The following is a 10,661-nucleotide window of genomic DNA, read 5'->3' as shown; positions in this document are numbered from 1 at the left end:
CGGCAAGGTGCCTATATGCAGGTTCACGTATCCGACCTTCGTCAGGGATATTCGGGGCGTGTGGTCCTTGAGGGCCTCGACCTCGAACTCCGCCCCGGCGTAACGGGCCTCCTCGGGCCCAACGGCGCAGGTAAGTCAACTTTGATGCGGACCCTGGCTACGGTGCAGCCACCGCTGCGCGGCCGTGTTGCTCTCGATGGTGTGACCATCGATGGAGAGAAGGCCGCGCGGCGTATCCGCCGTAGGATCGGCTATCTGCCCCAGCGGTTCGGGTGGGACCCGGGGATGCGCGTACGTGACTTCGTTGAGTATGGGGCATGGATGCGCCAGGTACCTGGCAAACTCCGGTCCAGCGCTGTTGAGCGAGCACTGAACCAGGTTGACCTGGCGGACCGCAAGCAGGAGCGGATGTCCCGGCTCTCCGGTGGCATGCGGCAGCGTGCGGGAATCGCATGGGCCATCGTCGGCGACCCGGGTCTGGTGATCCTTGACGAGCCCACTGTAGGTCTGGACCCACGCCAGCGCCTGCAGTTCCGTCGGATTCTCGCTCAACTCACCGACACCACAGTCCTGCTGAGCACGCACCTCATTGACGATGTGGCCGCCGCTTGTGACCGCGTCGTCGTCCTGCACAGCGGGCGGGTGCTCTTTAATGGCGAGGTGGCCGAGATGGCAGACCGGGCCGGTGACGGGACCGCCGGACACACCCCGTTGGAGCGTGCCTACATGGAACTGCTGCCGGACGGAGAGCAGGAACTGTGACCTCCTTCCTCCTCGCACTGCGTTCTTCCCCGCTGCGGTGGCTGCTCGTCCCCCTGATCGCACTCGATCTCATCCTCATCCTCACCCGTGACGACTACTGGCACGGACTGTGGGGAGACACCGGCGCCGTAGGACAGGTCCCCACCCTCCTTCTGGGCGTTTTCGCCGCGGCTGCGGCAGCGTGGACCTCCTCGCTGCGCCGCCCGGCCGAGATGGCAGACACTCTGACCGCGATGCCCCGGCCCAGGCCGCAGGCCGAACTGTCACGCATCGCTGTGGTCCTGTACCTCTTCCTCGTTCCGTACCTGGTAGGGCAGGCGGTCTGCTTCACGGTCACCGCGTCCTCGTGGCCGCCCGGCTTCAACCAGTACCTGGGGTACCTCCTGCTCGGTGTCGCGACCCTCCTGACCGCGACAGGATTCGGCTGGGTCATCGGGCGGCTACTGTCCACCCGCTGGGGGCCAGCGGTCGGTGCTCTCGGCTGGCTGCTCATTCCCATGGCGCTCGACATCGACTTTTCCGTGGTAAATGGCCCGGCCCGAATGCAGCCCGACCTCCTGGAGATAGGACTGCGCTTGCTGGCTGCTTTGTTGCTCCTCACTGCCTGCCTCTGGCTGCCGTACGGCCGGATCTCGCGAGTCACCCCACTGGCAGGACTTGCTACCGTCCTGGCACTCGCCGCGACCGCAGCAGCCTCTGGAAATCCAGTGATTGATGAGCGGCACGGCTCCCCATCAATGACCTGCGTCAAGGGCAGTACCGATATCTGCCTGTGGCCCGAGGAGGACAAGTACAAGGCGATGGCCCAGGATGTGCTGACGCGGGCCGAAAACCTGCCTCCAGTACTGGCTATGCCAAAGAAGATCTACTCCAACGGCCTTGTCTACACCATGGACCGCACATGGGGCGGTGACTTCTACCTAGACAGTGGTTCCGTCTGGTCGATGGCCGACGGTGTGGCAAGGGCAACCAGCGCACAGACGTTCGCCGCCTGCGAAGAAAATAACTTCAAGGGCTTTCTAGCTCAAGAGAAAGCCGACGATCAATCAGTGCTCGCTGTGGAACGGTGGCTCGAGAAACGGCTGGCCGGTGGCGGCGAGCCGGAGTACAAGGAAGCGGGAATGACGGCATCCATGGCGAAAGCAATGGAGACCGGCAAGGAGATGGCCGACCGTCCTGAGGCGGAACAGAGCGCGTGGGTCACGGCAACGGTGCGGCACGTCCTGGAGAAATACTGTGCCTGACACCCCCTCCGGTACACGCACCGACACACTGCTACCAACCCGGTGGCTCGGTCGGAGCAGGCGCTTCCACCCACCGTGCGGCGTACGGCAGCCGGGCAGTGTCCTGCTCATGGTCCTGCTCAGCGGACTGGCCGTAGCCTTGCTAGGAAACAAACTGGCCCCTCTGCCTACCGTGGCGGGTGCGGAGGGCCCAGGAACCCCAAGCTGGCGAATGCTGGCCATGTTCGCGGGCGTCCTGCCGGTACTGTCCCTGCACAGCCGCATGGCGGCGCTGGAGGCAGTCGGCACTACCCGCTTTCACCGCGGGAGGGCGTTGCGGCTGACAATTCTGTGGGCCGTGAGCATGGCCATTTTCCTAGGCACGTGCGCCATATCCGTGGAAGGCCGAGTACTGGAAGTCATGGCCGGCGCTCTTCCGGGGTGGACCGGGCTGGGGCTGCTCAGCGGGCGTATGTTCGGTTGGCGGCAGGGGTGGATCTTGCCCGTACTGGTTCTTCTTCTCGTCAGCTACTGGAGTATTCAGGATGGAACAGGCAGCTACCCGCGGTGGGACTTCACCCGCTCGCCCGTGGTGGATCAGCCGACCAGTCTCGGTATGAGTCTGGGGCTGCTGGCCGTAGGGATAGCGGCCTACCGGATGACACCCTGGCGTCTGCGAAGTCTGCTTAAGCAGGCGTAACGAAGGCCAAGCCCTCGCACCTCACGTCGTGAAGCGTCTGCATCCGGGCGAGCGCCTTCATGCCGGAAGATGAAACATCGGGTGAAAACGACCTCTCAGGTAGCCGTGCTTCTAGCCGTGAACCACAGGCGAAGGCTGCACTCTCAGGCACTCCAGATGCCATCATGAAGACGAAAGATGCAGGTAGGAGCCACTGGCTACAGGCTCTGTTGCTCTCCTAAAGCGGGTGTCGCAGGTTCGAATCCTGCCGGGGGCACCAGTTCAAAGGGTCCCCTCCTCCCAAATTTGGGAGGAGGGGACCCTTTGACATCCACGTCTGACATCAACGTCGGCGGTCACCGGCGATCAGGGCGTCTTCTGAGCAGCCGATCCATGTGGCTCATGGCCTCGCGCTGGGTGTCCTGCACGACGTGCGTGTACACGTCCATGGTGATGCTGATCTGCGAGTGCCCAAGGATCTCCATCACGACGCGGGGCGCGACTCCGGCCGCCGTGAGCAAGGTGGCGGTGCCGTGCCGAGCGTCATGCAGCCGGATCACACGAAGGCTGGCGGACTCGGCGACTCGGGTGAAGGAGCGGTAGACGTTCCGCGGCTCGACCTGGCGGCCGGTGCGGGTGGTGAAGACGTAGCCCGACTCGTGCCACTGATCCCCCGCCTTGCTCTGTGCCGCCGACTGCCGCATCCGGTGCCAGCGCAACGGGGCGATGCAGAGTGCGGGCAACGGGACGACCCGGCGACGGCGGCTCTTGGGATCGTCGTCGTAGAGGACGCCGCGACGGCGCTGGGTCTGCTGGCGGACATAGAGGACCCGGTTGTCGAGATCGAGGTCCGACCATCGGAGGCCGATGATCTCGCCCCGCCGGAGCCCCATGGCGATGGCGAGCACAAAGGCCGCGTAGAGCGGATCTCGGCGAGAGGCCGCCAGAAAGTCCAGCGTCTCGTCCAACGTCCAGGGCGTCAGTTCCTTGTTGTCCGTGCGCGGCGGTTCCACGAGCTTGGCGACGTTGCGCGCGATCAGCTCCTCGCGGCAGGCCGAGGACAGAGCGGACCGCAGCACACGGTGAGACTCCTTGGCCGTCGCCGCGGTGGTCTCCTTCTCCATCCGAATGAGGAAGCGACGGACGTCCGCGACGCCGAAGGATTCGAGCCGCTTCGAGCCGAGCAGCGGCACGAGGTAGAGCCGGACGTGCGCCTCGTACTTGTCGTATGTGCTGAGCTTGCGCCGAGGCTTGATCACGTTGTCCAGCCAGTACGGCAGCCACTCGGAGAGTTTGGCCGAGCGGGTGGGCACCGGCACGCCCTGGTCGACCTTGGCGAGCAGCTCGCGCCGCTTGGTGTCGCACTCGGCCCACGTCTTGCCGTAGGCGAACTTGCGGGCCCGGGTGCCGTCCGGCTGGAGGACGTAGACCGCGCACTGAAACCGGCCGTCCTTGCGCTTGGTAATCGTTCCCGCGCCGTTCGGGTTGCGCTTGCGTTGCTGCGCTATCAGGCGGCCTCCTCGATCTGGCCGAGGACGAAGTCCGTGACGGCGCCGACAGGGATTCGGCGAGCCCCGTCGATCTTGATCGAGACGAGGCGGCGCGACCGGATCAGGTCGTAGACCTTGGAGCGTCCGACCTTGAGCCGGGTCATGACCTCCGGCACGGTGAGGAGTTCGGCGGTGGCAGTGGTCATGCTGCGGCTCCCTCCTTGGTCAGCTCGTCGCGTAGGGCTTCACGGGCTGTCTCGCGGTTGGCCTGGAGGTCTCGCGCGATGGTCGCGGCGAGAGCGGCCTCGCCCGGGGTGTGGCCGTGGCCGGCGTACTGCCAGTCGGTCAGGACGAGGACGGTGTCCGGCTCGCGGTCGTCGAGGCCGAGGACGGATGCCTCCTGTGCGGCGCGGTAGTCAGCGCGTTCCTGGCGGATGGCGCCGAGGGTGGTGGAGTACGTGCGCGACTTGGACGAGAAGTGCCCGCGGAAGCCGAGCATGTGCGCCCAGGCCCAGAGACGTCGGTCCGGGTACAGGCCGTCCAAGTCGCTGCAGGCGGTGATGAGTCGGCGGGTGTGGTCGGGGACGTGGTGGCGGTCGAGTTCGGAGAGTTCGCCGATGCGGCGATCCAGGGTCCCGGTGTTCTCCGCGGCCTTGGTGGCGTACTTGGCCACGTACGAGGCGACGGCCTGTTCGGTGATGTCGGAGCCGTCCCCGAAGGCCTTGACCGGTCGGACGTCGAGCTGTCTTCCCCATCGGAACGTCCGGGCAGGCTGGTCACCGGCGGACGGAACCGAGACGGACGTGTACGAGTGCGCGACGGCGGCACGTACCGCGTCCGTGAGCAGGTCGACCGTGGCCCACGCGGGTGGCGGTGTCCCGGGCCCTTCGGGACCGTCGAGGCGTACGACGGCGTGGAAGTGGAGGGCACCGCGCTTCTGGAACTCGGCGACCTTGCCGTACGAGACGCGCAGGTGATCGGCGAGTTCGCGGCGGGGCAAGCCAGCGCGAGCGGCGAGTTCGCGGCGCAGGCGGGTGGTGAAGCGCTGCCAGAGCTGGCCGGCGTGGTTGTTGAACAGGACGGCGCCCGCGTAGTCGTAGGCCTCCGGATCGAGGGCGGTGCCCAGCTCAGGGGCGTCGGACGCGTGCCGGACGCCGCACCGGCAGGGGCCGCCGTGATCGGGCCGGTTGTGGACCGGGCCGAACGAGGGGGCCGTGAGGGTGGCGAAGACCCGCGGGTGATCGCGGACGGTGCCGGGGATGTCCCGGCGGTCGTCCCCGGCGAGGCCGGCGCGGATCAGGTTGTAGGTGTCGCCCGCGTACGTCCAGGCGCAGGAGGGGCAGCGGGAGGCGCGGCGGTTGCCGCACGCGAGGCGCAGGCGTCCGCCGGGTTCGTTCTCGGTGGAGTAGCGGTGCAGGGTCTCGCCGGTGGTCTTGTCCTTGGCGAGGGTCCAGCCGGTCAGGTGGATCGGGTCGGAGCAGCCGCCGGTGCGGCGGATCTGGTCCTCCCAGCGGGTGTAGTCGGAGGCCGAGGCCACCCGGAGGATGTCTCCGAGGGTGATCGGGTCGAGCGTCAGGGCGGACGTGGGTGCCTTCTGTGTCGAGGGTGAGGCCCGGTGGGCCATGCTGGGGGTTCCTTCCGGTTGCGAGATCAATCGGTGGGGACGGCTCCCGGGCGGTGGATGCTTGGCGGTATCGAGGCCGCCCGGGGGCCGGTCAGCGGCGCTTGGCGTCGGAGGCGAGCAGGGAGCGCAGGACGACCGCGCAGACAGCGACCGATGCCCCCGTGATGGCGACCGCCAGGAGCAGCGAGACCAGGACGGCGCCAACGACCAGGACCACGGCCGTTCCGCCGCCCACGAGGGCGAGCGCGGTGCCGGGGGTGAGCTGGACGACCGCGCGGGACGGCGCGGGGGCGACGGGGATCGGCTGCGGGACCGAGACCCCCGGGGTGATGGTGGTCGGCTGGATGACGGCGGGCGGGGTGATCAGGCCGGTGGGCTGGGGCATGGTCGGGAACTTGGGCCGGAGCATGGGCGGTTCTCCTTCGCGGTGTGCTACTTGACCGCGGTGTCGATGGCGGGGGCGAGGACGCTGTCGGCGAGGAGGTAGCCGCCGAGGAGGAGCACGGCGATGAGCCACCAGGGCGGGCGGATGAGCTTGACGCCGAGGTAGCCGACGGCGGCCAGGGCGAGCCAGAGCGGGACCTGCACGGGGTATCTCCTCAGCGGACGGTGCAGCGGTGGGTGCGGGCGGCGAGTTGGGCGGCGGTCTGGCTGGAGTAGTCGGCGGACCAGCCGCAGCGGTCGGCGGTGCAGACGGCGGCGTGCGTGGTGCGACCGTTGCGGTCGCGGTGGGTACCGATCTGCACGGGGCCGATCCGCATCAGGGAGTGGAAGTTGTCGCTTGCGGGCATCGTGGGTGCCTCATTCCTGATCAGGTGAGGTGGGCTGCGATGGCGGCGGCAAGGTGGGACGGCACGCCGAGGCGGGAGCGGAGGGTGTCGGGATCGATCGGGGAGCCGGTGCGGGCGCGGTACTCGTCGGCGACCTTGCGGGCGTGATCGACGAGGACGGCGGGGACCGGGGGCGCAGCGGCAGCAGCAATGGCTTCTGGAGCGGGGAAAGCAGCAGGCGCGGGCGCGGCTTCCGACATGGGCTGTTCGGCGTCCGGTGCTTCCACGGCGGGGGCCGGCCGAACCGTCTCCGCTTCCGATTCCGGTTCGGCAGCGGACGAGTGGGCGAGCAGGGTCCCGCCGAGGAAGGCGAGCGCGGGCCATCCGGCGATGCCGAGGCGGAGCGGAGCGGGCGGGTCGGCCAGGTCGAGGAACCCGGCGGTGGCGATGTTGGCGCCGAGCGAGGCGAACAGCGCGACGACGAACCAGCACCAGGCCAGCCGGGACGGTCCCTCGTTGCGCAGCCTCCGCCAGGCGGCGACTAGGAGCAGGTCGACACTGACCGGGTAGGCCCATGCCTTCCAGCCGTTCTGTCCGGCCGCGGCGGCCAGGTCGTGCAGGTGGGCGAAGGACAGGGCACCGGCGATCACTGCCTGAATCAGGACCGCATCGACCCGGAGGCCGTGACGGGCGCCCATCAGACGTCGCCTGGATAGGCGGGGCCGTCGTCGGGGTCGTAGCCATCCAGGAATACGCCGGGCGGCGGTTCGGGCAGCGAGGCGGCGAGGGACGGGCTGACGGCGTCCACGAAGTCGAGGTCGGCGCCAGCCGCGTCGGCGTAGAGGGCGAGTTGGCCGAGCAGGAGCACGGTCCGGGCGAAGTCCTCGCAGTTCGGGCACATGGCGGGTCTCCCTTCTTTGGGCATGGCGGGGTAGGGACTTGGCGCGAAGGCGGTCGCGCCAACCGTGGGGGTGGGGCGGGGATCAGACGGTGACCGAGGACGCCTTGACCAGCGGCACGGCCTCGGTGGCGGTGCTGGGGAGCGCGGGCCGGAAGGGGGCCAGCTCGGGCAGGTCCGGGGTCCGGTCGGCGTGCCGGTTGCAGATGTTCACGGCCTGGCGGAGCGAGGTGTGCGGGGCGCGGATGCGGTGCCACCCGCCCGAGGAGTCGCCCGCGATGGCGATGCCCCGTGTCTCGGCCGGGATCTGGATCGCGGCGAGGACGGCGTCCGGGGAGATGTCGCCGAAGGCCATGTTGGCCGAGGTCTCGTCGTTGACGCGATGGGCTGTGCGGCCGGTGAGCTGGGCGCGAAGCATGGTGATGCCCTTGCCGAGTTCGGAGCCGAAGCGCTGCCCGCAGATCTCCAGGTAGATGCCGGCCGCGCGGCCGAGCTGGGCGAGGCGGATCAGGGCGGTGATGATGCGGTCCCGCCGCTTCTCCTCCTCCTTGCTTGCGTACAGGGCGAGTTCGGCTACCTCATCGACCAGGACCACGACCGGGACCGGACGCAGGTCGTCGGGCAGATCCCAGATGTCGGAGGCGATCTCCGCGTCCGGCACGTCGGAGGTGATCCGCTGCTGGGACCGGATGAGCTGATAGACGTGCCCCATCCGGACCACAAGCGCTTCGAGTACTTCCGCGGCGGTGTCGGGATCGTCGGCCAGCGCGGAGAACCGGCGGGCCAGCGGGAACAGTTCGACCCCCTGCTTGCAGTCGATACCGACGAGGGCGACGTCCATCGGGGCGAGACCCGCGACCAGGTTGCGTTGGTACACGGACTTTCCGGACTCCGTGGCGCCGAGGGTGAGGGCGTGGGGCACGGCCCGGTAGTCGCGGTAGTGCACCGAGCCGTCCTCCCGCAGGGCGACCGGTACACGCATCGGCCGGTGACCGGTGTCGGCCGGCATCTGCACCCGCTTGAGCACGTCGTAGCCGGTCATTCGCACCTCGACGACGCCGGAGCGCAGCTCACGCGAGGTGACGCCGTACATCGAGAACGAGTGCCGGAGCCGGTCTGAGGCGGCGGCGACGTCGAAGGCGTCCTGTCCGGGGCGGAGCTTGAGTCTCAGGATCAGGCCGGTACGGGTCGGCCGCAGCCGAAGGATGCGCGGCGGACGCGGATCCGGCATCGGCCGGTTGGCGGCACGGGCCAGGGCGAGCCGCCAGCGCGAGGGCGGGACGGTCAGCCCGCACGCGTCCATGACCGATCCGTAGCGGACCAGGACCCGTAACACGGCCAGCGTGACCCCGAAGGTCAACCAGTACCAGGCGGGGCGCCGCCACCGCAGGAAACCCACGACAGCGACGACCAGCACCAGAACGACCATGAAGTCGGCCACGATCAGGCTGCCTTGGACCCTGCGGCAGCACCGACGAGCGAGGTGACCGCGACCGCGCGGAACGCGATGCCGTGTCGCCTCTGGCCGTTGAAGTCGCTTTCCCAGGGCCGGGCGATCAGGCCCGTGAGCGCGACCGGCGTGCCCATGGCCAGCTCACCGGAGATGCCCGGCTCCGGAACGGTGATGGACAGGATCTCCACCTCCTCGTTCGCCGCGAACATCACGTCCACGGTCATCAGCCTCGCCCCGGTCTCCGTGTCGGTGGCGATCTCACCGGTACGGCGGTCACGCACCTTGACCTGCGGGGACTTGGCGACCATCACGACCGCACCGGAGGTGTCGACGGGAATCTGACGCACAGAACTCACTCCTCTATAGATGCTGGACTCCGTCACTCATGTACAGGAGTGACGTGAAGAAGAGTGCCTCACTCCTGTACATGAGTCAACCCGCCACGAAGAAGAACTCGTGGCGGGTTGCGGGATGCTGAGTGAGCGTCAGTCCTCGGCGGGGATCCGGTACTCGAAGACGAACTGGTCAGCGGCCATGAGGGTGTCGCACACCTCGACCACGAGACCTGCGGTCGTACGAGCCTCCCGGATCAGGTGGACCACCGGCGCACCCGGGCTCAGCGCCAGCTCCGAAGCCTCCGCCTTGGAGGCCGGCCGCGCTTGCACCGTCTCGACGAACTCGGCGAACTCGTGCCCGTGGTCTTCGAGTCGGGCGTAGATGCCACCGCCGCCGGGATTCTCGGCGAACAGCTCGGGGATGTCCTTCACGACGTCCCAGGGCAGGTAGGACGTGGCGGTCTCGACCGGCGTGCCGTTGCGGAAGTAGAGACGCCGACGGGCCAGCACCTGTGTGCCGACGGGGACGCCGAGGCGTTCGGCGGCATCTTCGGGCGCCTCCAGGGGCCCGATGTAGAGGACGCTGACCTTGGCGGTGGCCCCGGACTGCGCGGACTCCGCGAGGTAGGCCGCCTGTCCTCCCCGCCGGAGCGAACGCCGGAAGCGATCAGAGGAACGGTGCCGCACCGGAGGCCGGTCCTTCACGATCGAACCCTTGCCGTGCCGGGTCTCGACCAGCCCACTCGCCCGCACCTCGACCATGGCCTTACGAATCGTCCCGCCGGCGACGCCGTAGCGCTCCACCAGCTCCGATTCGCTCGGCACCATGTCACCGGGCTTCAGAACCCCCGCCCGGATCTGCTGCACGATCTCGTCCGCGATCTGTACGTACCGAGGCCCGGAACCGACCCCTCCCGCCACAGTTCCCATAGTCCTTCCCTGCCTCCTATGCTCCTCTACATGAGTCAATCACAGGAAGCGACACCGTCTCCCCTGCACTCCGTGTCCGTAGCCGGAGTAGTGGTGCGCGAGGACGGCCGCCTCCTGGCCATCCGTCGAGCCGACAACGGCACCTGGGAGCTCCCCGGCGGCATCCTCGAACTCGACGAGACCCCCGAGGCCGGCGTCGCCCGCGAGGTCCTGGAGGAGACCGGCATCCACGTCGAGGTCGACGAACTCACCGGCGTCTACAAGAACATGACCCGCGGCGTCGTGGCCTTGGTCTTCCGCTGCAAGCCCTCGGGCGGCACCGAACGCACCTCCAGCGAGTCCATGGCGGTCTCGTGGCTCACACCGGACGAGGTCAGCGAACGCATGTCGGAGGCTTTCGCCGTGAGACTCCTGGACGCCCTGGACGGCAATGGCCCGCATGTGCGGAGCCACGACGGAAAGCACCTCATCCCAGCGGGATAAGACCTTCTCTCCAT

At 68.3% G+C, this 10,661-nt stretch carries 15 protein-coding genes and 1 tRNA gene; 5 read left to right on the top strand and 11 right to left on the bottom strand.

From position 1 onward, the window contains the following. The 4 genes from ACFWBT_RS37940 to ACFWBT_RS37925 form a co-directional block, all read left to right on the top strand. Window positions 1-762, top strand: a 762-nt coding sequence (locus ACFWBT_RS37940; protein ID WP_385707825.1) for an ATP-binding cassette domain-containing protein, incomplete at its 5' end; no start/stop codon positions are given. Continuing rightward, window positions 759-2,006, top strand: coding sequence for a hypothetical protein (locus ACFWBT_RS37935; RefSeq protein ID WP_385707822.1), 1,248 nt, complete (start codon window positions 759-761; stop codon window positions 2,004-2,006). The genes ACFWBT_RS37940 and ACFWBT_RS37935, both read left to right, overlap by 4 nt. A 211-nt stretch (window positions 2,007-2,217) precedes the next feature. Further along, a complete protein-coding gene (locus tag ACFWBT_RS37930) occupies window positions 2,218-2,685 on the top strand; it encodes a hypothetical protein (RefSeq protein WP_385707819.1) in 468 nt (155 codons plus the stop codon). A 183-nt stretch (window positions 2,686-2,868) separates the two neighbouring features. After that, a tRNA-Arg gene (locus ACFWBT_RS37925) sits at window positions 2,869-2,944 on the top strand. A 76-nt stretch (window positions 2,945-3,020) separates the two neighbouring features. Here ACFWBT_RS37925 and ACFWBT_RS37920 read toward each other — a convergent pair. From ACFWBT_RS37920 to ACFWBT_RS37870, 11 genes are all read right to left on the bottom strand, one after another. Next, a complete protein-coding gene (locus tag ACFWBT_RS37920) occupies window positions 3,021-4,172 on the bottom strand; it encodes a tyrosine-type recombinase/integrase (RefSeq protein WP_385707832.1) in 1,152 nt (383 codons plus the stop codon). Then, entirely contained in the window at window positions 4,172-4,360 is a 189-nt protein-coding gene (locus ACFWBT_RS37915) for a helix-turn-helix domain-containing protein (protein WP_385707816.1), read from the bottom strand. Before ACFWBT_RS37915 ends, ACFWBT_RS37920 begins: the two co-directional genes overlap by 1 nt. Continuing rightward, window positions 4,357-5,778: a replication initiator protein RepSA gene (gene repSA, locus ACFWBT_RS37910; protein WP_385707813.1), complete on the bottom strand. Its 1,422-nt coding sequence runs from the start codon at window positions 5,776-5,778 to the stop codon at window positions 4,357-4,359. Before repSA ends, ACFWBT_RS37915 begins: the two co-directional genes overlap by 4 nt. 91 nt (window positions 5,779-5,869) lie before the next feature. Next, window positions 5,870-6,187, bottom strand: coding sequence for a SpdD-like protein (locus ACFWBT_RS37905; protein WP_385707810.1), 318 nt, complete (start codon window positions 6,185-6,187; stop codon window positions 5,870-5,872). 23 nt (window positions 6,188-6,210) lie between these two features. Further along, complete coding sequence (locus tag ACFWBT_RS37900) at window positions 6,211-6,366, bottom strand: hypothetical protein (protein ID WP_385707808.1); 156 nt, start codon at window positions 6,364-6,366, stop codon at window positions 6,211-6,213. Window positions 6,367-6,377: 11 nt separating this feature from the next. Continuing rightward, complete coding sequence (locus tag ACFWBT_RS37895; protein ID WP_328447602.1) at window positions 6,378-6,569, bottom strand: mobile element transfer protein; 192 nt, start codon at window positions 6,567-6,569, stop codon at window positions 6,378-6,380. A 20-nt stretch (window positions 6,570-6,589) separates the two neighbouring features. Next, window positions 6,590-7,246: a DUF2637 domain-containing protein gene (locus ACFWBT_RS37890; protein ID WP_385707804.1), complete on the bottom strand. Its 657-nt coding sequence runs from the start codon at window positions 7,244-7,246 to the stop codon at window positions 6,590-6,592. Beyond that, window positions 7,246-7,449, bottom strand: a complete 204-nt coding sequence (locus ACFWBT_RS37885) for a hypothetical protein (protein ID WP_385707801.1) — start codon at window positions 7,447-7,449, stop codon at window positions 7,246-7,248. The genes ACFWBT_RS37890 and ACFWBT_RS37885 overlap by 1 nt, the downstream gene beginning before the upstream one ends. A gap of 82 nt (window positions 7,450-7,531) precedes the next feature. Beyond that, the gene (locus ACFWBT_RS37880; RefSeq protein ID WP_385707828.1) at window positions 7,532-8,875 is read right to left on the bottom strand and encodes an FtsK/SpoIIIE domain-containing protein; all 1,344 of its coding nucleotides are present in this window, start codon (window positions 8,873-8,875) and stop codon (window positions 7,532-7,534) included. Between the two features lie 14 nt (window positions 8,876-8,889). Further along, on the bottom strand, window positions 8,890-9,246 hold the full coding sequence (locus ACFWBT_RS37875; RefSeq protein WP_385707798.1) for a hypothetical protein: 357 nt from the start codon (window positions 9,244-9,246) through the stop codon (window positions 8,890-8,892). Between the two features lie 138 nt (window positions 9,247-9,384). After that, window positions 9,385-10,164 carry a GntR family transcriptional regulator gene (locus ACFWBT_RS37870; RefSeq protein ID WP_385707795.1) on the bottom strand — a complete coding sequence of 260 codons (780 nt, stop codon included), beginning with the start codon at window positions 10,162-10,164 and terminating at the stop codon, window positions 9,385-9,387. 18 nt (window positions 10,165-10,182) lie between these two features. Between ACFWBT_RS37870 and ACFWBT_RS37865 the strand changes: the two genes are divergently transcribed. Continuing rightward, on the top strand, window positions 10,183-10,647 hold the full coding sequence (locus tag ACFWBT_RS37865) for an NUDIX hydrolase (protein ID WP_385707792.1): 465 nt from the start codon (window positions 10,183-10,185) through the stop codon (window positions 10,645-10,647). Window positions 10,648-10,661: the final 14 nt, after the last annotated feature.

The sequence above is a fragment of the Streptomyces sp. NPDC060027 genome (assembly GCF_042737005.1).
Lineage (GTDB): Bacteria > Actinomycetota > Actinomycetes > Streptomycetales > Streptomycetaceae > Streptomyces.
Note: the sequence above shows the minus strand (reverse complement) of the source record. Positions and strands in the feature narration are given on the sequence as shown.

What these genes read in the sequence shown, in the direction of transcription:
- ACFWBT_RS37930 (WP_385707819.1), top strand. Translation starts at nt 2,218, where the DNA reads ATGCTGGCCATGTTCGCGGGCGTCCTGCCGGTACTGTCCCTGCACAGC.
- ACFWBT_RS37915 (WP_385707816.1), bottom strand. Translation starts at nt 4,360, where the DNA reads ATGACCACTGCCACCGCCGAACTCCTCACCGTGCCGGAGGTCATGACC.
- repSA (WP_385707813.1), bottom strand. Translation starts at nt 5,778, where the DNA reads ATGGCCCACCGGGCCTCACCCTCGACACAGAAGGCACCCACGTCCGCC.
- ACFWBT_RS37905 (WP_385707810.1), bottom strand. Translation starts at nt 6,187, where the DNA reads ATGCTCCGGCCCAAGTTCCCGACCATGCCCCAGCCCACCGGCCTGATC.
- ACFWBT_RS37895 (WP_328447602.1), bottom strand. Translation starts at nt 6,569, where the DNA reads ATGCCCGCAAGCGACAACTTCCACTCCCTGATGCGGATCGGCCCCGTG.
- ACFWBT_RS37890 (WP_385707804.1), bottom strand. Translation starts at nt 7,246, where the DNA reads ATGGGCGCCCGTCACGGCCTCCGGGTCGATGCGGTCCTGATTCAGGCA.
- ACFWBT_RS37885 (WP_385707801.1), bottom strand. Translation starts at nt 7,449, where the DNA reads ATGTGCCCGAACTGCGAGGACTTCGCCCGGACCGTGCTCCTGCTCGGC.
- ACFWBT_RS37880 (WP_385707828.1), bottom strand. Translation starts at nt 8,875, where the DNA reads ATGGTCGTTCTGGTGCTGGTCGTCGCTGTCGTGGGTTTCCTGCGGTGG.
- ACFWBT_RS37870 (WP_385707795.1), bottom strand. Translation starts at nt 10,164, where the DNA reads ATGGGAACTGTGGCGGGAGGGGTCGGTTCCGGGCCTCGGTACGTACAG.
- ACFWBT_RS37865 (WP_385707792.1), top strand. Translation starts at nt 10,183, where the DNA reads ATGCTCCTCTACATGAGTCAATCACAGGAAGCGACACCGTCTCCCCTG.